At 61.2% G+C, this 19,581-nt stretch carries 17 protein-coding genes; 7 read left to right on the forward strand and 10 right to left on the reverse strand.

What is annotated here, in order from left to right; all coding sequences use genetic code 11:
- Nucleotides 1-9: 9 nt before the first annotated feature.
- From SOP85_RS10295 to SOP85_RS10305, 3 genes are all read right to left on the reverse strand, one after another.
- Nucleotides 10-771 (reverse strand): SDR family NAD(P)-dependent oxidoreductase, encoded by a 762-nt coding sequence (locus SOP85_RS10295; RefSeq protein ID WP_274075777.1) that lies wholly within the window; start codon nucleotides 769-771, stop codon nucleotides 10-12.
- A gap of 16 nt (nucleotides 772-787) precedes the next feature.
- Entirely contained in the window at nucleotides 788-2,452 is a 1,665-nt protein-coding gene (locus tag SOP85_RS10300; protein WP_323626882.1) for an AMP-binding protein, read from the reverse strand.
- Between the two features lie 262 nt (nucleotides 2,453-2,714).
- A complete protein-coding gene (locus SOP85_RS10305) occupies nucleotides 2,715-3,731 on the reverse strand; it encodes an AraC family transcriptional regulator (RefSeq protein ID WP_323626883.1) in 1,017 nt (338 codons plus the stop codon).
- Nucleotides 3,732-3,988: 257 nt separating this feature from the next.
- Between SOP85_RS10305 and SOP85_RS10310 the strand changes: the two genes are divergently transcribed.
- The 4 genes from SOP85_RS10310 to SOP85_RS10325 all read left to right on the forward strand — a co-directional run bounded on the left by SOP85_RS10310 (nucleotide 3,989) and on the right by SOP85_RS10325 (nucleotide 7,600).
- Nucleotides 3,989-4,846, forward strand: coding sequence for an SDR family oxidoreductase (locus SOP85_RS10310; protein ID WP_323626884.1), 858 nt, complete (start codon nucleotides 3,989-3,991; stop codon nucleotides 4,844-4,846).
- Between the two features lie 97 nt (nucleotides 4,847-4,943).
- Complete coding sequence (locus SOP85_RS10315; protein WP_274075781.1) at nucleotides 4,944-5,558, forward strand: Yip1 family protein; 615 nt, start codon at nucleotides 4,944-4,946, stop codon at nucleotides 5,556-5,558.
- Between the two features lie 10 nt (nucleotides 5,559-5,568).
- Complete coding sequence (locus SOP85_RS10320) at nucleotides 5,569-6,918, forward strand: cation:proton antiporter (protein WP_323626885.1); 1,350 nt, start codon at nucleotides 5,569-5,571, stop codon at nucleotides 6,916-6,918.
- Between the two features lie 205 nt (nucleotides 6,919-7,123).
- Entirely contained in the window at nucleotides 7,124-7,600 is a 477-nt protein-coding gene (locus tag SOP85_RS10325) for a hemerythrin domain-containing protein (RefSeq protein WP_274075783.1), read from the forward strand.
- A 114-nt stretch (nucleotides 7,601-7,714) separates the two neighbouring features.
- Here SOP85_RS10325 and SOP85_RS10330 read toward each other — a convergent pair whose 3' ends face one another.
- From SOP85_RS10330 to SOP85_RS10340, 3 genes are read right to left on the reverse strand one after another with little or no spacing between them, the layout of a single operon-like run.
- Entirely contained in the window at nucleotides 7,715-9,634 is a 1,920-nt protein-coding gene (locus tag SOP85_RS10330) for a hybrid sensor histidine kinase/response regulator (protein WP_323626887.1), read from the reverse strand.
- Nucleotides 9,635-9,641: 7 nt separating this feature from the next.
- The gene (locus tag SOP85_RS10335; protein WP_323626888.1) at nucleotides 9,642-11,954 is read right to left on the reverse strand and encodes an ATP-dependent DNA helicase; all 2,313 of its coding nucleotides are present in this window, start codon (nucleotides 11,952-11,954) and stop codon (nucleotides 9,642-9,644) included.
- Nucleotides 11,951-13,618 carry a VRR-NUC domain-containing protein gene (locus SOP85_RS10340; protein WP_323626889.1) on the reverse strand — a complete coding sequence of 556 codons (1,668 nt, stop codon included), beginning with the start codon at nucleotides 13,616-13,618 and terminating at the stop codon, nucleotides 11,951-11,953. The genes SOP85_RS10335 and SOP85_RS10340 overlap by 4 nt, the downstream gene beginning before the upstream one ends.
- A 195-nt stretch (nucleotides 13,619-13,813) precedes the next feature.
- Between SOP85_RS10340 and SOP85_RS10345 the strand changes: the two genes are divergently transcribed.
- On the forward strand, nucleotides 13,814-14,038 hold the full coding sequence (locus tag SOP85_RS10345; protein WP_323626890.1) for a YgdI/YgdR family lipoprotein: 225 nt from the start codon (nucleotides 13,814-13,816) through the stop codon (nucleotides 14,036-14,038).
- Nucleotides 14,039-14,136: 98 nt separating this feature from the next.
- On the forward strand, nucleotides 14,137-14,793 hold the full coding sequence (locus tag SOP85_RS10350; RefSeq protein ID WP_323626891.1) for an MliC family protein: 657 nt from the start codon (nucleotides 14,137-14,139) through the stop codon (nucleotides 14,791-14,793).
- Between the two features lie 62 nt (nucleotides 14,794-14,855).
- Here the strand turns inward: SOP85_RS10350 and SOP85_RS10355 are convergent, their stop codons facing one another.
- The 4 genes from SOP85_RS10355 to SOP85_RS10370 all read right to left on the reverse strand — a co-directional run bounded on the left by SOP85_RS10355 (nucleotide 14,856) and on the right by SOP85_RS10370 (nucleotide 18,649).
- Nucleotides 14,856-15,941, reverse strand: a complete 1,086-nt coding sequence (locus SOP85_RS10355; protein ID WP_323626892.1) for a polyamine ABC transporter substrate-binding protein — start codon at nucleotides 15,939-15,941, stop codon at nucleotides 14,856-14,858.
- Between the two features lie 63 nt (nucleotides 15,942-16,004).
- Nucleotides 16,005-16,346: a cupin domain-containing protein gene (locus SOP85_RS10360; RefSeq protein ID WP_323607337.1), complete on the reverse strand. Its 342-nt coding sequence runs from the start codon at nucleotides 16,344-16,346 to the stop codon at nucleotides 16,005-16,007.
- Nucleotides 16,347-16,376: 30 nt separating this feature from the next.
- Nucleotides 16,377-17,783: an NAD(P)/FAD-dependent oxidoreductase gene (locus SOP85_RS10365; RefSeq protein ID WP_323626893.1), complete on the reverse strand. Its 1,407-nt coding sequence runs from the start codon at nucleotides 17,781-17,783 to the stop codon at nucleotides 16,377-16,379.
- Nucleotides 17,784-17,833: 50 nt separating this feature from the next.
- Nucleotides 17,834-18,649, reverse strand: coding sequence for a helix-turn-helix domain-containing protein (locus tag SOP85_RS10370; RefSeq protein ID WP_323626894.1), 816 nt, complete (start codon nucleotides 18,647-18,649; stop codon nucleotides 17,834-17,836).
- Between the two features lie 260 nt (nucleotides 18,650-18,909).
- Here SOP85_RS10370 and SOP85_RS10375 point away from each other — a divergent pair, with 260 nt between their 5' ends.
- Nucleotides 18,910-19,182, forward strand: coding sequence for a DUF1652 domain-containing protein (locus SOP85_RS10375; protein ID WP_274075793.1), 273 nt, complete (start codon nucleotides 18,910-18,912; stop codon nucleotides 19,180-19,182).
- The last annotated feature ends 399 nt before the right edge of the window (nucleotides 19,183-19,581 follow it).

Consider the following 19,581-nt stretch of genomic DNA (forward strand, 5'->3'; position numbering starts at 1 on the left):
AAATCCTCCTTACTTGGCGGCCATGCGCAAGGCACCGTCGAGACGGATCACCTCGCCATTGAGCATGCTGTTTTCAATGATATGCCTTACCAGCCGGGCATACTCGGCAGGTTTGCCCAGGCGTGGCGGAAACGGTACGCCAGCGGCCAGGGAGTCGCGCACTTCCTGGGTCATGCCGGCCATCATCGGCGTTTCGAAAATGCCCGGGGCGATGGTCATCACGCGGATGCCGAAGCGCGCCAGTTCACGGGCGGCCGGCAAGGTCAGGCTGACGATGGCGCCTTTCGACGCGGCGTAGGCCGCCTGGCCGATCTGGCCGTCATAGGCCGCCGCCGAGGCAGTGTTGATAATCACGCCGCGCTCGCCATCGGCGTCCGCTTCGGTTTCGGCAATCGCCGCCGACGCCAGGCGCAGCATGTTGAAGCTGCCGATCAGGTTGACGTTGATTACCTGGCTGAAGCTTGCCAACGCGTGCGGACCGTTCTTGCCGAGGATCTTCTCGCCACGCACGATGCCGGCACAGTTGACCAGCCCGTTGAGGCCGCCAAAGGCCTTGACCGTCGCCTGCACCGCCGCTTCTGCCGCCGCTTCGTTGCTGATGTCGGCGACAACGCTTTGCGCGCCCAGGCGCTGGGCCTGGGCCGCGACGGCTTCGGCGTTCATGTCCACCAGCATCACCTTGGCGCCGGCTGCGACCAGCATTTCAGCGGTGGCCGCACCGAGGCCGGAAGCACCGCCGGTGACGAGAAAAACCTTGTTTTCGATCTGCATCATTGTGTCCTTCGATTCAAGCTGAAACGTTCTTCGCGGCGGCCTCTTGAGCCTTGGCGATTTCCTGGTTGCGCAAGATAAAGCGCTGCAATTTGCCGCTTGGGGTTTTCGGCAACTCGCTGACAAATTCTATTTCCCGGGGATAGGAGTGAGCCGCCAGGCGCTTGCGCACGTGTTGGCGCAGCTCTTCGGCCAACTCTGGCGCGGCACGGTATTGCGCGCTGAGCACGACGAAGGCCTTGACCAGTTCGGTTCGCTCCGGATCGGGTTTGCCGATCACCGCGGCTTCGACCACCGCCGGGTGCTCGATCAGTGCGCTTTCCACATCGAACGGGCCGACGCGGTAGCCGGAGGTGGTGATCACATCGTCACTGCGGCCAACGAAGCTGATGCTGCCGTCCGGGTTCCATTCGACCGTGTCGCCGCTCAGGTAGTAATTGCCGACAAAGGCCTTGGTCGGTGCGCCTTCGTAGCCGGCGAACCAGCACATCGGCGACTGGGTGCGGTCGATGGCCAGGATGCCCGGTTGGCCAACGCCCAGTTCCTGGTGATTGTCGTCCAGCACCACGATGCGGTGGCCCGGCGAAGCAAAACCGGCGGCGCCCATGTGGATCGGGTGCTCCAGGCCATGGTGGTTGCACAGCACCATGCCCAGCTCGGTCTGGCCGTAGTGGTCATGGATGACCACGTCCAGATTGTCGGCGAACCAGCGGATCACTTCCGGGTTCAGCGGCTCGCCGGCGCTGCTGACGATGCGCAGCTTGCCCTTGATCGACCGGGCGAATTCGTCGCCACCGGCGATCAGCAGGCGATACGCAGTTGGTGAGCCGGTGAGGTTGGTGATCCCGTATTTGTTGATCACCCGGCAGGTGCTTTCCAGGGTAAACGGGCCATCGTAGAAGGTGATCGGGTGGCCCATGGACAGGGGGCCGGTGACGCCGAAATAGATGCCGTAGGCCCAGCCCGGGTCGGCCAAGTTCCAGAAGGCGTCCTCAGGGCGCAGGTCCACCGCGTCACGGGTGTAGCTCTGGAAGGCGACGATGGCCTTGAGCGGCACCGACAGGGCTTTCGAAGGGCCGGTGGTACCCGAGGTGAACATCAGCAGGAACGGGTCTTCGCCGGTCAACAGCACCGGTTCGCAGACATTGGAGTGGTTGGCCAGTTCGGCCCAGAAGCTGTAGTCCCCACGGACTATGCCCTGCCCTTTGGGGCCGGCGACTGTGACGATGGTCGGGCAGTCGGCGACTTCCGCCAGTTTCGAGCGATTGACCGCGTCGGTGACCACCACTTTCGCCCCGGAACTGCCCAGGCGATGTTCGATGGCCTTGGGACCGAAGGCGGTAAACAAGGGTTGATAGACCGCGCCGATGCGCCAGGTGGCGAACACGGTGATCAGCAATTCGATATTACGAGGCAGGAGTCCGGCGACCTTGTCGCCTTTCTTCACGCCCTGGGCCAGCAGGAAGTTGGCAAAACGCGCGGCCTTGTCCTGCAGCTCGTTGAAGGTGTAGGTCGCGCCGGTGCCGTCACGGCCTTCCCAGAACAGCGCGATACGCCCCGGCAGCGCATGCCGGTCGCAACATTCGATGCAGGCGTTGAGGGCGGTCAGATTGCCGGCGAGTGCGGCATCGACGGTGTGCTGATAATGGAACTGTGAAACGGCAGACAAGTAATCGCGCATTGCCAGAATCCCTCTGTATTTTTTGTTAGGTGGGGGGAACCGTAACCAACAGGGAAATACTCGCTCTGCGCGGGGTGTCGGGCAATGGTCAAAGTTATCAAGTTGTCTGACTGGTTTGGCCAAGGCTGCAGGAGCGAGCTTGCTCGCGATGGGCGTGAGAACACCGCGGGGCATCAGGCTCCCAGGGTCATCGTTCACGACCATCGCGAGCAAGCTCGCTCCTACAGGCGAAGAGGCCCGCCCATACGACCAGAAATCCAGATCAACTGGCTTCGTTGAGAATCAAACTGCGGTAATGCCCGGGATTGGACCCCGACCATTTGCGAAACGCCTTGTAGAACGAGCTTGCGTCGGCAAACCCCAGGCGGGTGGCGATTTCGGCGAAGCTGATGGCCGGTTCGGCCAGCCAGGCGATGGCCAGCTCCTTGCGCACGCTGTCCTTGAGCCCCTGGTACGTCTGCCCCTCCTCGGCCAGGCGCCGGCGCAGGGTCGAGGCCGACATGCACAGGCGTTGCGCCAGGGTGTCGGTCTCCGGCCAGTGCTCGGCGGGCAGTTGCCGCAAGTCCTGCTTGATCCGGCTGGCCAGGCTTTGCGGATCGCGGTACTTGACCAGGATGTTGGCCGGCGCATGGGCCAGGAAGCGCCGCAGCTCTTCGACGCTGCGCTTGATCGGCAAACCCAGGCAGTCCGCGGAAAAGATCATCCGCGTGCGCGGTCGGTCGAAGCGCAGGTTCTCGGAGAACATCACCTGATAATCATCGCAGAAATCCGGCTGGGCACAGCGCAGCTCGATCGCCAGGATCGGAATTCGCCGTCCGGCCAGCCAACAGGCCACGCCGTGCACGATCATCCAATAGGTGAAGTACGTGAAGGCCCGGCGCGGTTCATGGTCGTCTTCGAGCAACACGATTTCCGCCAGGCTTTGCTGATGCACAAGCTCAGCGGGCATGCGCTCGAGCATCAAAGACAGGAAACCCAGGCCGCTGCCGAGCCCGGCCGCCAGGCTCGGCTGGACCATGGCACAGCGACAGAGGAACTCCAGGCTGCCGGACTTGAGCTTGCGCGGGTCCATGCCAAAGAACTCGTCATCCCCTCGCCGGGCCAGCAAGCGCCACAGGCGCGCATAAGCGCTGGCGGGAACCCGCGCGTCACTACTGCCGAGCAACGCCGGATCGATGCCGACCTTGCCCAACACCTCATCGGTGGCCGCGCCCGGGGCGCAACTTTGCAGCAGCGCTTCACGCACCAGCTGAATGGAAATGGTGTCTTTTTCCGACATTACGCGAGGCGAGCCTTGTTCTTGTTTGAGTGGTGGGCATATTAGCGCAGCCGCCCGGTCGGCGCAGATACCTGTAGGAGCCCGGCTTGCCGGCGAAGGTGTCCTTGAACATTGCGTTGGTCTTTTCGGGCGCCTTCGCTGGCAAGCCAGCTCCTACAAGGTTTTCACCCGTCATCAGGACATTATCCAACCGAACTCCGCACAAAAGGCCAGGGTCAACCCTATGACTCCCCCATCCTTGAACCCGGAGATCGATGATGAACGACTACCCAAAACCACCCTTCCCCAAACAACAGCAACCCGTCCCGGGCTCCCAACGCAAAATGGATCCCTATCCGGACTGCGGTGAGCAGAGCTACAAGGGTTCCGGTCGCCTGAACGGCAAGATCGCCCTGATCACCGGGGGCGACAGCGGCATCGGCCGCGCGGTGGCCATTGCCTTCGCCCGTGAAGGTGCCGACGTGGCCGTTGCCTATCTCGACGAGCAGGAAGATGCAGAGGAAACCGCACGCTGGGTTGAACAAGCCGGCCGCCAATGCCTGCTGCTGCCGGGTGACCTGGCGCACAAGGTGCATTGCCAGGCCCTGGTGGAGAAAACGGTCGAGCGGTTCGGCCGCATCGACATCCTGGTCAACAACGCGGCATTCCAGATGACCCACGAAAACCTCGAGGACATCTCCGACGAAGAATGGGTGATGACCTTCGACGTCAACATCACCGCCATTTTCCGGATCTGCCAGGCGGCGCTCAAGCACATGCAGCCCGGCAGCTCGATCATCAACACCAGTTCGGTCAACTCCGACATGCCCAACCCCACCCTGCTGGCCTATGCCACGACCAAGGGCGCGATCGCCAACTTCACCGCTGGCCTGGCGCAGATGCTCGGGCCAAAGGGTATCCGGGTCAACAGCGTGGCGCCGGGACCGATCTGGACGCCGCTGATCGTCTCGACCATGCCCGAGGATACGGTACAGAATTTCGGCGCCAATACCCCGCTCGGCCGTCCGGGTCAGCCGGTGGAAGTGGCGCCGATCTACGTGCTGCTGGCCTCGGACGAAGGCAGCTACATCACCGGCCAGCGTTTCGGGGTAACCGGGGGCAAACCGATCCTGTGATGCACAGCGCACCTTAAAAATGGAACCTGCCGAGGCCTCCAGCGCTCCACTCTTCATGGGCCCTCCCCGGCGGGCCTTTCGATACCTGGAGGTCATCATGTCCGCACCTATCGTCAAACTGTTCACTCAGCCGAACTTCGCGTGGACGGATATTCGCAAGGAAGAAGAAGCGCATCCTCGCCACTACCTCGCCCACTTGATCCTGCTGGCCTTGATCCCCGCCGTCTGCCTGTTCATTGGCACCACCTACGTCGGCTGGAGCCTGGCGGAAAACGAAACAGTCCGCCTCAGCCACCGTAGCGCGCTGCACCTGTGCGCCTTGCTGTATCTGTGCACGCTCGCTGGAGTCGCCGTCATGGGGGTGTTCATCCGCTGGATGTCGCGCACCTTCGACTCACGCCCGACGCTCAACCAGTGCATCGGTTTTGCCGCCTACACGGTCACGCCGTTTTTCCTGGCGGGCATTGCCGGCCTGTACCCGAGTCGCTGGCTGGCGATCCTGGTGCTGGCGGCGGCTTCGGCTTACTCGACATTCCTGCTGTTTGTCGGATTGCCGACCTTCATGCACGAGCGCAAGGAGCAAGGCGTGCTCAATGCCGTTTGCGTCTGGGGCGTCGGCTTGCTGGTCCTGGTCACCATTCTGGTGAGCATGATCCTGCTGTGGTTCAACGTACTGACGCCGGAGTACTTGCGCGCTACCGTCACTCAATGACCCCCGGGCCATGAGCTTCATTGTCTGGGTCGCGGTGTTGGGCGCCGTGCTGCTGACGCTGGCACTGACCTCGTCATTCCTGCGCTGGATGCCGGTGACCACCTCGGCCGTGTGCCTGGCACTCGGGGTGGCCATCGGGCCGGCGGGTCTGGGCTGGCTGAGGCTGGACATCAAGGATGCCGCTTATTGGATGGAGCACCTGACGGAAGTCGCGGTGCTCTTTTCGTTGTTCGTCTGTGGACTCAAGCTGCGCCTGCCCCTCAGGGACCGCAAATGGCGCGTGGCCTTCGGGCTCGCGGGACCGGTGATGGTCCTGACCATCATTGGTGTCTGTCTATTGCTGCATTACTCCTTCGACCTGCCGTGGGGGCCGTCCCTGCTGGTCGGCGCGATTCTGGCCCCTACCGACCCGGTACTGGCCTCGCTGGTGCAGGTCAACGATGCCAAGGACGACGACGCCGTGCGCTTCGGTCTGTCCGGGGAGGCCGGGCTCAACGATGGCATAGCGTTTCCCTTCGTGATCCTGGGGTTGCTGTTTATCCAGCAAGGCGGCGGTGATTCGACCGCCTGGCTCGATGACTGGGCGCTCAAGCGGCTGCTGTGGGCGGTGCCTGCCGGCTTACTGGTCGGCTACATCATGGGCCGTGTCATTGGGCGCCTGACGTTGTCCATGCGCATCAGGAATGCCGACAGCACCCTGTCGCCCAACGACTACCTGACCTTTGCCCTGATCGCCCTGGCCTATGTCGCCGCCGAGGCGGTGCACGGCTACGGATTCCTGTCGGTGTTCGCGGCGGCCCTGGGCTTGCGTCGGGCCGAAGTCAAGTCGATGGGGCATTCACAGGTGCCGGCCGAACACCTGGTGCAGCCGGTGGTCGGTCATCAGAACGTCGAACCCGATGCCGCCGTGCATGGCGATGTGACGAATCTGGAGGACGCGCAGGTGGCGGCCGGGATCATGATGGGCGACATGTTGTCATTTGGCAGCCTGGTCGAGCGGGCCATGGAGGTGTTTCTGGTGACGCTGCTCGGGGTGGTGCTGGTGGGTCATTGGGACTGGCGCGCGCTGGCGATTGCGCTAGCGCTGTTCTGCGTGATCCGGCCGCTGATTGTAGGGTTGGCGCCTTGGGGCAATCTGCTGGACGGCAAGCAACGGCTGTTGATCGGCTGGTTCGGCATTCGCGGCATCGGCAGCTTCTATTACCTGTTCTACGCCTTGAACCACGACCTTGCGCCGTCGATGGCGACCCTGTGCACCGACCTCACGCTCTCGGTGGTGGCGCTGAGCATCCTGATTCACGGGATCAGTACCCAACCGATCCTCGCTCACTATGAACGGCACAAGCCGCCGCCGGCCTGATGGATCCTTTTGCCGTGGCGAAGTGCATGAGTCAAAGCCCGGCCTCATGCAGCATGCATGGCCCCAATTGGCCATTAGCGCGAATAATCCATTGATTTCAAAACACTTTATTGAGGCAGCTAAAGCGGCACGACAAATGCTCTACAACGATGAGTGACCTGCGGTACAAACCGTTCGCGCTGCCCTCAACTTGAGAGACCTGACCATGAACGCCATAGACCTGTTGAAAGCCGACCATGAACGCGTAAAAGGCATCCTCAGCCAACTGAGCGAGTCCACCGAGCGCGGCCTGAAAAAGCGCACCGATCTCCTTCAAAAGCTGGAAATGGAAATCTCCATCCATACCCGCCTGGAAGAAGACATCCTGTACCCGGCCTACAAGGAAGCCGGCGGCAAGGAGCAGGACATCATGTATTACGAAGCCAAGGAAGAACACCGCACCGTGGATTCCCTGGTGCTGCCGGACCTGAAAGTCACCGACCCGTCTACACCCGAATTCGCCGGTCGCGTCAAAGTGGTCAAGGAATTGCTCGAACACCACATTGAAGAGGAAGAGACCGAGATGTTTCCCCAAGCTAAAAAGTTGCTGGGGAAAGCGACTCTGGATGAGCTTGGGGAAAAAATGGAGGCTTTGAAGGCCCGCCTGAAAAAGGAAATGGCGGCTTCGCATATGGCTGCTTGATGATGGTGTGTTGTAACGGCGGCAGCCCATACCTGTAGGAGCCCGGCTTGCCGGCGAAGGCGTCCTTAAGGCCAACGCCATGTTCAGCGACGCCTTCGCCGGCAAGCCGGGCTCCTACAGGGCCGTCGCGATGATCTCCACCAGGTTCAGCTGGGTAAACGGCTTGGATAATCGCGGCAGCCCGGAAGCAAAGCCTTCCAGCCGATCGGCATAACCGGTGGCCAGGATAATCGGCATATCGGGTTTAAGCGTTCGGATCGCATCCGCCAGCTGCGCGCCGCTCATGTGCGGCATGGCCATGTCGGTGATGACAAGATCGATGGCCGGATTGTTCTCGAATTGCTCCAGGCCCTGTACACCGGACGTCGCGGTGATCACGCGGTGGCCGAGGTCTTCAAGCAACAGGCAGGTGCTGGTCAGCACCAGGCTGTCGTCGTCCACCACCAGTATGCACAACCGAGGAACTTCCGGCTCTGCCGGCTCTTCGATAACGGGCGCCATCACGGCGTTTGCCGAGGCCACTGGCAACCACAACTCCGCGGTAGTGCCCTGGTTTTTCTGGCTCTTCAAAATGAATCGCCCACCCAATTGCTCGATGAAGCCATGGACCATCGACAAGCCCAGTCCTGTGCCCTTGCCAAGCCCTTTGGTGGTGAAAAACGGATCCATCGCCGAGGCCAGTGTCGCTTCATCCATCCCCTCGCCGGTGTCAGTGACACTCAGGCACACATAACGTCCCGCCTTCGGGAAAGACCTATTTTGAACAGGGATGTTTTCGACCCGGGCACTGATGACGATTCTGCCGCCATTGGGCATGGCATCGCGGGCGTTGGTGGCCAGGTTCAGCACCGCCAGTTCGAGCTGATTGACGTCGGCCATGACCGGCTCGAGCTGCGCTGGAAAACGGGTTTCCAATGCCACCGAAGGCCCGAGAGAGCTGCGCAGCAGCCCCGAAATCCCTTGCACCAGATCGGCGAGATCCACAGGCTCGGACTTGAGCTCCTGTTTCCTGGCAAAGGCCAGCATGCGCTGGGTCAGGGAGACGCCGCGCAACGCACCCTGGGTGGCATTGTCGAGTAACCGAACTATTTTCGGGTCGTCGGCCAGGCGTTTACGCACAATTTCCAGATTGCCAAGAATGACGGTCAGCAGATTATTGAAGTCGTGGGCAATCCCGCCGCTGAGCTGGCCGATGGCTTGCATCTTCTGCGCCTGGAACAGCGCTTCGCGGGTTTGCTCGAGCGCCTGCTGCGCCTCGGTCGCTTCGGTGATGTCGCGGGTGATCTTGGCAAACCCGAGCAAGGTACCGGTGTCTCCCCGGATCGGGTCGACCACGACATGGGCCAGGAACCTCGTGCCATCCTTGCGTACCCGCCAACCCTTGTTCTCGAAGCGTCCCTCGCGCGTCGCAATCTCCAGTGCCCAAGCTGGCAAGCCGGCAGCCTGGTCTTCGGGGGTGTAGAACATGGAAAAATGCTGGCCGATGACTTCTTCGGGCAAATAACCCTTGATGCGCTGGGCCCCCAGGTTCCAGTTGGTCACACGGCCATCCGGGGCAAGCATGTAGATGGCATAGTCGGTGACGCTCTGCACCAGCAACCGAAACTGTTGCTCGCTCTGCTTGAGGGTCTCTTCGGCCATCTTGCGGTCAGTCAGGTCACGGGTGATCTTGGCAAACCCCAGGAGCGTGCCCGTCGGGTCGTAGATCGGATCGATCACCACGTGGGACCAGAAATGCGTGCCGTCCTTGCGCACGCGCCAGCCTTCGCCTTCGAAACGCCCCTCGCGGATGGCCGTGTCCAGCGCCCGCTGGGGCAAGCCGGCACGACGATCTTCATCGGTGTAGAAGCGCGAGAAATGCTGGCCGAGAATCTCCGCTTCCTCATAACCCTTGAAACGCCGGGCCCCTGCGTTCCAGCTGGTAATGATGCCATCGAGATCAATCATGTAGATCGCATAGTCCACCACTGCATCGATCAGCAGGCGCAGGCGCCGGTCTTCGTTGATCTCGGCCTGGGTTCGAACTTCGCTCATTGATCCCTCACATCCACTGCTGTTTTTCTGAAGTATGCGATAAACCGTCCATTTGAACAGCCGCCGGTGCAATTGACCACCAGCGCGGCAACAAGTGCTTGACCTTGCTCTCGCCAAACCGGTCATCGATCAACATCACCACGCCCTGGTCCTGCTGGGTACGAATCACCCTGCCGGCGGCTTGCACCACTTTTTGCACGCCGGGGTACAGGTAGGTGTAGTCGTAGCCTGCGCCGAACAGGGCTGCCATGCGTCGCTTGAATTGCTCGTTGACCGGGTTGAACTGCGCCAGCCCCAGGGTGGCGATGAACGCGCCGATCAAGCGTGCGCCTGGCAAATCGATGCCTTCGCCAAACGCCCCGCCCAGCACCGCGAAGCCCACACCCTGGCTTTCGGCGGTGAAGCGGTCGAGGAATTCCTGGCGCTGCGCCTCCGCCATGCCCCGGGACTGTGACCACAGGTTGATTGCGGGATAGCGCTCGGCCAGCAACTGCGCCACTTGCTGCAGGTAATCGAAGCTGCTGAAGAACGCCAGGTAGTTGCCGGGGCGCTGCCGGAACTGCTGGGCGATCAACTCGACGATCGGCCCCAGGGAGGCCTGGCGATGAACAAAGCGCGTGGAGATCTGGTTGACGATCTGCACGTGCAACTGATCGGCATGAAAGGGTGACTCGACGTCGATGCACACGGTATTCGCCGGGGTACCCAGCAAATCGGCGTAATAGTGGCGAGGGCTGAGGGTCGCCGAGAACAGCACGGTGCTGCGTGCAGCGCTCAGGCGCGGCCCGATGAAGCCGGCGGGCACCACATTGCGCAGGCACAGTTGCGAAAGGTTGCGCTTGCGTTCGAGGTCGCGCTTGCTGATGTCGAACAGGTACTGCTGGTCGAACAGCTCGCCCACCCGACAGAACTGCAGCACCTCGAAGTAGAAGCTCTGTAATGCACTGTCCAGCCCCTGGGGATGATCGTTCAGGTAATCACCGATGCTGGCGCTGCACGACGACAAGGCCTGGAGCAGTTTTTCCGGCGGCTTGTCGTAGGCCTGATAGGCACCGAGTTGCTGGTTATGCAGGGCATTCCATTCGCGGTTGACCCGCTGCAGCGGTTTTTTCAAAGCCTCGGGGGCGGTTTTTCGTACGCTATCGAGGGTCGATTGATCGAGGCTGGCGCTGTACATCTGCCGACCGCGCTCCACCAGGTTGTGGGCTTCGTCGACCAGCACCGCGACTTTCCAGGTATTGGCCTGGGCCAGGCCAAACAACAGCGCACTGAAATCGAAGTAATAGTTGTAATCGGCTACCACCACGTCGGCCCAGCGGGCCATTTCCTGGCTCAGGTAATACGGGCAGACCTCATGCTCAAGGGCGACCTGGCGCAATGCGCTCTGGTCCAGCAGGCTCAGCTCGCTGGCGGCCTGGCGCGCCGCCGGCAAGCGATCATAGAAGCCCTGGGCCAACGGGCAGGATTCACCGTGGCAGGCCTTGTCCGGGTGTTCACAGGCCTTGTCCCGGGCGATCATCTCCAGCACTCGCAGGGGCGGCGCATCGGCGCGCGCCAGGATCGCCTGCGCGGCGTCCAGGGCCAGCTTGCGTCCAGGAGTTTTCGCCGTGAGAAAGAACACCTTGTCCAGTTGCTGCGGCGCCAGGGCCTTGAGCAGCGGAAACAGGGTGCCGATGGTCTTGCCAATCCCCGTGGGGGCCTGGGCCATCAGGCAGCGGCCGGTGCTGACGGCCTTGAACACCGATTCGGCGAGGTGGCGCTGCCCCGGGCGAAAGTCGGCATGGGGAAACGCCAGCTGTTGTGCCGCCTGGTTACGCCCCTGGCGATGGACCGTTTCCTGTTCGGCCCAGTGCAGGAACAGGCCACAATGGTGTTCGAAGAACTGCCCGAGTTCGGCGGCGTCGAAGGCCTCGACCAGACAGGTTTCCTTTTCGCTGACGATATCGAAATACACCAGCGCCAGGTTGATCTGCGCCAGGTCGAGTTTGCGGCACATCAGCCAGCCATAGATTTTAGCCTGTGCCCAGTGCAGTTGACGGTGGTTGGCCGGTTGCTTGCTCAAGTCGCCGCGGTAGGTCTTGACCTCTTCCAGGCAGTTTTGCCCGGGGTCGTAGCCATCCGCCCTGCCCCTGACCGTCAGGCCCTGAAACGAACCTTCGAGAGCGACTTCACTCTGGTAGCCATCACTGCGCCGTGACGCCACCGTGCGGTGCCCGACGATACCTTCAAGCGCGGTCGGCGACGGGGTGAAACGCAAGTCGAGGTCTCCGACCTTGGCGGTGAACTCACACAACGCCCGTACCGCGATGCTGTAGCTCAAGCGCCCTGCTCCGCCCATTGCACATAACACACGGCAATCGGCATCCGGTGCTCATGACAGAACGCCAGCCAGCGCAGCTGGTTATCCTGCAGGCGATCCCCCGGCCCCTTGACTTCGATCATGCGGTAGGTTTTTTCCTGCGGCCAGAACTGGATCAGGTCCGGCATGCCCGCGCGATTGGCCTTGATGTCGAGCAACAAGCGGTTGAACCAGTGCTTGAGGTGCTCGGCCGGCAAACAGTCCAGCGCCTGCTCCAGCAACGCCTCGTTGAGTGCGCCCCAGAACACGAAGGGCGACTGTACCCCCCATTTTTCGGCATAACGCGCGCGAATGGTTGCACGATAGCGCCCGTCGTCGAGTTCGCCGAGGCAGGCCTGGAACAACTCGGCCCGACGGTCATGGAAGTCTTCGCTCAACAGGTCCACCGGACCGCGCTGGAACGGATGGAAAAACGCCCCCGGCAGCGGGGCAAAAATCGCCGGCCAGCACAGCAGGCCGAACAGCGAGTTGATCAGGCTGTTTTCGACGTAATGAACCGGTGCCGACTCTTCGCCCAGGTGCGCCTGTACATGGTCCTCGACCGACAACAAAGGGTCGATCCTGCTCAGTTGCAGGTCCAGGCGCAACATCTCCCGTGGAGCCACACGCTTGACCGCCGGCCCGCCCAGCTTGCGCCGCAGCCTGGGCAGGACACGCAACAGGTGCTGCTGCTCCGCGGCGTTTTGCGGTGACTGTTCGGCCATACAAGCCAGGTCCAGGGCCAACTGGTACTCGCCGCAACGCTCCAGCACCCGGATCATGCGCACCCGCGCGCCGGGATACGCGCAGTCACGGTACAGGCTCAACGCGGCAGGGAAATCACCGACGCGCTCGCACTCCTGGCCCATCTGGAACAACTGCTTGTCGCGGCGCCTCTGCAGCCAGGGATTGCTCAGCGCCAGGTCGTTGATCTGCAGGGCGATGTCGGCCACCGCCTCGCCAGCCTCGAACAGCTGCTGGCACTGGTAGAGGAACAGGCAGGCATCGACGTCCTCACGACTGCGCAAGCCCCGGGAATCGTCGCTAAACTCCACTTTTTCATAGGTAAAGATACCCAGGTCCGCGAGGACGAATTCGGACCAGTCCTGGTAGACATTACCGAAAAACATCAAGCGCAGGCGATCGCACAGGCCCATGATGGTCAGGCTGAACAAGCGGTCGTTCAGCGCCGGACACCAGTCGTCGAAGGGCTGCGCTTGAGGAAACTGCGCGCACAAATCCGGCAGCCAGTCGGTCTTTTTACCCTTGGGTTTAACAATCGCGTTGCCCAGGCATTGCAGTATTTCCGCCTTGAGCAACACTTCAAACAACGCCTCTACCGGTAACGGCTGGCGGTCGTCGAGCCAACCCAGCGCCAGCAATGGCTGGGCGGCGCTGGGGATGTCACCGATCTCGGCGTAATACAGCTTGCTGGCCCTGAAATGAACGCCCTTGCGCATGACCATCCTGACCAGCAGCGCACGGGACTCGCGGGGCAAGCCATTGAAGTCGCGAATGAAGCGATGCTCTTCGTCGCTCAACACGTCGGCATAGCGATGCTTAAGCCAATCAAGCACTTGCATGAAGTTGTTGAGATAGTAGAACGGATCGTCGAGAGGATTTGCAGTCACGGGAAAAAGGGCCATGTAGAGCGAGCACTGGTTATGCATACAGATACCAGTAACGCCCTGCCCCATGCAAACGGAAAAGGATAAGCGGCGGCGCTGTAAGGGTTTTTTATCCCGGGCAGCGAACTTTCCGCCGTTCCATCGCACCAATCGCCATGGAGCTGCACTCGCTTGCGGCAGCCGTCCGGTTTCAATGAACAATGAGAGGTGACTATGAACATCAAGACTCTGGGTTTTCCCCTGGCGGTAGCAGCCTTTTTTGCCCTGGCTGGCTGCTCGACACCCACGGTGGTTACCCTGCAGAACGGCACCCAGTACCTGACCAAGGACATGCCGAAAACCAAGAGCAAGGATGGCTTCTACGAGTTCGAGGATATTTCCGGGGCGACGGTGAAGGTCAGGGCTGATGAAGTGGCCACGGTTCGAGAGGAAGACTGAGTCCGCGAATCATTTTTGCTCTGCTCTGCTGGTGTGGCAGGTTTCGAGCACTGCCTTACACTGCGATAGACCCAGTGCGACCGGATGATGGTGTCGAAATGAAAATGGTCACGCCACTTTTGACTTCCCTCCTCGCGGTCGGCGCCTGGGCTTCCACGAGTCTTTGTGCAAATGCCGCGGCGCCCGCGCGAACCTTCAACACCAGCTTCGATTGCGCCTCGGCCAGGGAGCCCATTGAAAAGCTGATTTGTCGCGATAGCCAACTGGCGCAAATGGACAGGGAGCTGCAACGACTTTATCTGCTGGCGCTCACGGATGCACATTCGGTACCGCCCCCGGACAAAGTCGAGCTTGATCAGCAGTTCTGGGTCCACGCCCGTAATCAGTGTGCCGGGGCACAAGCCAAGGCGTGCGTGGTCCGCAGCTATGCCGAGCGCGCGCACCAGCTGCGTCAAGGCTCGGCGATTGCGCGGACCAAGGATCCCAGCAGACTCACTGAAGGCCCGGTCGCCTATCGCTGCACCGGATTCAACGGGGTGCTCACCGCGACCTTCTTCAATGCAGGGCCGGGCGTCGTCTACCTGAAATGGGCGAACGCCTCAGTCATCCTTGACCAGGTGTCGAACTATTCCGGCAACCAGTACAAGGGCAAGGACTTCCGCGGCGACTACAGCTTCTGGCAAAACGGCAGTGAGACCCTTTTACAAATGCCGGGCGCTGGAGCAATGACTTGTACGGTCGATCCGGCAGCTTGATCTGCGTCGCGCTTGAATAAAAGGCAACCGGGACGTCCTGTCCCGATGGCCAGGGTCAGTTTTCAGCTGCCAGTGCGGATCTTGTTCCAGACCCGGGTGCGAATGCGGTCGATGTTCAACGGCATCGCCTCAAGCGCAAACAGTTTCCCCATCATGTCCGGGCTCGGATAAACCTTGGTGTCATTCTTGATGTCCGGGTCGATCAGGCTGTCGGCCTGTTCGTTGCCGTTGGCGTAGTGCACATGGTTACTGATGCTGGCCATGACGTCTGGCCGCAGCAGGTAGTTCATGAAGGCGTAACCGGCCTTTTCATCCGGGGAGTCCACGGGCATGGCAACCATATCGAACCAGATGGCGGCGCCTTCCCTGGGAATCGCGTAGCCGATCTCTATGCCGTTGTTGGCTTCCCTGGCGCGGTTTTCCGCTTGCAGGATGTCGCCGGAGAAACCGACCGCCACGCAGACATCACCGTTGGCAAGGTCACTGGTGTACTTGGACGAGTGGAAATAGCTGACATAAGGCCGCACTTTGAGCAGCAGCGCTTCGGCTTTCTTGTAGTCTTCCGGGTTTTTGCTGTGGTGTGGCAGACCCAGGTAGTTAAGTGCCGCAGGGAGTAGTTCCGGGCCATTGTCGAGGATCGCCACGCCGCACTTCTGCAGCTTCTGCATGTTCTCGGGTTTGAAGATCAGGTCCCAGGAATCCACAGGCGCGTTTTCGCCAAGGACCGCCTTGACCTTGGCTATGTTGTAGCCAATGCCGGTACTGCCCCACAGGTAAGGGAAACCGTGTTCGTTCCCCGGATCGTTGCCCTGCAACGCCTTGAGTAACACCGGGTTGAGGTTGTTCCAGTTGGGCAACTGCGCCTTGTCGAGCTTTTTCAGGGCGCCGCCTTCAATTTGCCGCGCCATGAAGTGGTTGGACGGGAACACCACGTCGTACCCTGACCTTCCGGTCATCAACTTGCCATCGAGGGTTTCATTGCTGTCGTAGACGTCGTAGGTGAAGGCAACGCCGGTCTCTTTCTGGAAGTTCTTCGTGGTGTCCGGCGCGATGTAGTCCGACCAGTTGTAGATCTTGACGGTCTCGGCCGCCTGGCTGATGGCAGCGCACAGCATCAGCGGCGCCAGGACTAGTGACTTTGGGGGCATGGGTCGATTCCTGTGGGGCTGTTTTTGTTGTTGGAGTTCGGCAGGCAATCAAGGGACCTGCGTTCAGAAAATCAGGACGTACGTCTTGCGCACGGTTTCCTCGATATCCCAGACGCCGAGGCTGTTGGCCGGCAACATCAGGGCGTCGCCCGCTTCGATGTGCAGGGTTTCACCTTCGTCCGGGGTGAAGGTGCAACGCCCCTGGATGAAGTGACAGAATTCCTGGGCGACGATCTGCCGCCGCCAGCGTCCCGGGGTGCATTCCCAGACGCCGGTCTCGACGCCGTCGTCGCGTTCGACGCTGGTGGTCGAAGCCACCGCCACCGGCGTGCCCAAAGGCACGGCGACCGGGTTCGACTCTTGCAGTTGCAGGGTGGCGGTGTTCTTGAATTGGGTGATGCGCATGGGAGTACCTGTCAGTGAAGAAAACGCTGTTTAGTGCATGAAACCTTCCATGAACCCTGCAACCCCGCTGGCGAGCTTTCGCCGCCAGGGCGCGCTGGTTGGGTTGGCCAGGGTCTGGTCTTCATGGACGAAACTGCGGATGATCGCGTTGTAGCCGAGCCAGCGGCAGGGTTCGGGCTCCCAGGCCTTGAGTGCGTTCAGTCCACCCCGGGTTAACACCCAAGGCTGGCGGACCCGCTCGGTGTCGCGTTGCAGGATCAGGTCGGCCAGGGTCCTGCCGCCCAGGTTGCTGGCGCCGACGCCCTCCCCGCCATAACCGCCGGACACGGCGATGCCGCTGGCCTGGTCGCACAGCATGTGTGGCTTGAAATGCCGCGACATGCCCAGGTTGCCGCCCCAGCCATGGGTGATCTGCACATTGCGCAGCTGTGGGAAGAGTTCGCCGAACAGATACCGGCGCAATTCGATTTCGCTGTGCGTCAGGTCGAAGTCATGGCGCAGCCTGCCGGCAAACTGGTAGCCGCCACGGGCGCCGAAGATCAACCGGTTGTCTGCCGTGCGTTGGCCGTAGGTGACCTGGCGACTGCTTTCGCTGAAAGCCTGGCCACGACTCAGGCCGATTTCGTCCCAGGTGGCGGCCGACAATGGCTCGGTGGCCACGATCAGGCTTTGCACCGGTAACTGGTAACGCCCCAACGGCGGCAAGGTCACCGAATAGCCTTCGACCGCCGGCACCACCCAGCGGCTGCGCACCGAGGCCCGGGCCGTTCGCAGGCTGCCGGACTGCCAATGATTCACCGGGCTGTTCTCGTAGATCCTGACGCCCAGGCGCTCGACCGCTCGCGCCAGCCCGCGGACCAGTTTCGCCGGGTGCAGGGTCGCGACGTGTGGCGCGTAGATACCACCGTAAGGTTTGGCCACGCGGATCTGTTGCGCCAACTGTTCCGGGCTCAACCAGCGGTAATCGTTCTCGTTGAGCCCCTGGCTGTACAGCTTGTCCAGGTACTGGCGCAGGCTGGCCTCCTGCTCGGGATAGCGGGCTGCGCAATAAAGCGCGCCACCCTTGCGATAATCGCAGTCGATGCCTTCACGATCGATGACGTTTTTCACTTCATCGGGAATGCCATGAAGCAAATCGTAAGAGGCGCGACGTTGCTCGGGTGACGAGGCGGCAAGCAGCCGGTCTTCGCCCAGCAGATTGCCCATCAACCACCCGCCATTGCGCCCCGAGGCGCCAAAACCGGCGGTTTGCGCCTCGATGATGACGATGTTCAGGTCGGGCGCCTGGCGCTTGAGGTAGTACGCGGTCCAGAGCCCGGTATACCCCGCGCCGATAATGGCGACGTCGACGTCCAGATCCTGTTCCAGCGCCGCACGCGCCACCAGGGGCTCGTCGAGCTGGTCCATCCACAAACTGATAGTGCGCCACGCCGACATGCAAGACTCCGCCACTCAGACTTCGATGGCGTTGATCCTAATGCGCGGGCTCAGACACTGTCTTGCGCGCGTGCACGCAAGGAAATCTGTTTGACGTAGGCCTTGGGCGACAGGCCTGTGTGCTGGCGGAAACAGCTGTAGAACGCCGACAGGGAATTGAACCCGGCGGCGAACGCCAGCTCGTCGATACGCACCGGTGGCGTGGCATTGTCCAGGGCGCTGAGCAGGTGCTGCAGCCGTGCCTGGTTGACGTAGCGATAGAAGCTCTGCCCCAGCACCTGGTTGAGCAGATAGGAAATCTGGTTGCGACTGTACCCGCACTCCTGCGCCACCCGCTGCAGGTCGAGCTCAGGGTCGAGATAAGGCTGCTGGCGTTGGAAGTACTGTTGCAGGTCGTCGGCCATGAAGCTCAACTGCCGCGGCGACAGGCCCAGCCGACTGACCGCCGGGCGCTGGCTGGCGGTGTTTTTGCCGGTTGGCTGTTCGTGAACCAGCGAAGCGTATTCGTTGACCCGCCAGATCAGCCCGTCCTTCACGGTGATCGCTTCACTGGCGCGAAACGACACCAACCCCTCACCGCCGCGCAGGGTGATGCGGTACTGGATGAACGCAGTGTTGCCGTCCAGGCGGATGCGGTCCGTGTGTTCCAGGGCTTCGTCCGGGTCACGGGGCATGCTGCTGTGCACATAGTCCCGCAACTCAGCCAGCCCCATCACCCGGTTCTGGAAAAAATCGCTGTATTGGACTTCGGGGTGATACAGCGCCATGACCCCGTCCAGATCGCGGTGTTTCCAGCGCAAGTGATAACGCATGACCGTCTCGCCCGTGGCCTGGGTTTGCAGCGGGCCATCATCCTCGGCATGCATGGTAAGTCTCGTTAAAAAGTGCCGAGCTTGCCCAAGTTTGCCCGCGCCTTCAATGGCTAACAGTGGCTGGCCATTGCGCAAACGTTGGCGCACGTGACCTGCATCAAAAGAATCGCAGCAATTGCCAAACGGCCTGAAAAAAACACATTTTTTTCACATCCAGCTGCTACTTTTAAAGACTGTCACTGGTTGAGCCAATGAAGGCTCTTCCCACCTAACGTGAGCTAACGGAAGCGCTCGATAAAGAAGGCGGGCAACACATGAATAGAGGGTTCAGCAAGGTCACTTTTCCAAATGCCTGCCAGCTGATGCGCTGGCATTTCCATCCCATGGGTTTCGAGGCAAGCATGGACGCCCCGGGCAGCATGATTGCCCGTTTGTTTGATCGGGCCAGTGGCGAGACCATGATCGCCATCGCCGGTATTCCCTGTTCGACGGTCATGAATGCCGCCGACGTCGAGCGAATAATCGAAGCCGTGGAGGATGAGCTTGAAGCGTTCATTCCTCCGGTGGCCCTCAGGAGCTATGCCTGAAGGCAGGCCTCCTCCCATCCTAAAGCCCACGATATGGTGTAATGCTGTTCACTTTAGGTTGGAGGGCTTCAGGTGGATATTTGGATTAGGTGTATATCCATTCCTGCGGTAACGGCCACCTAAGGTTTCGCCCTTACGGCGAGTCACTTGGAAGAGCCCCAAGTAACCAAGGGCTCTTGCCCCTGGCGTTCGGTGCCTCGCCTAGGCTCGGCATACCCTCGCTCCGGTCCTGCTCCGTGGGCCCGCCGCGATGGGCCATCCTTGGCCCAGCGCGGCTAACCCGGCATCCATGCCGGGTTGCCCACTGCGCAGAACCTCCACTCGGCCTCTCGATGGGGCAAGAAAATCAAAAGCCAAAGCAAAAGCGAGGCGGCCTGACAGCCGACCTGATTAAGGGAC

Source organism: Pseudomonas sp. YuFO20 (assembly GCF_035064975.1).
In the GTDB taxonomy this organism is placed as follows: Bacteria; Pseudomonadota; Gammaproteobacteria; order Pseudomonadales; family Pseudomonadaceae; genus Aquipseudomonas; species Aquipseudomonas putida_AE.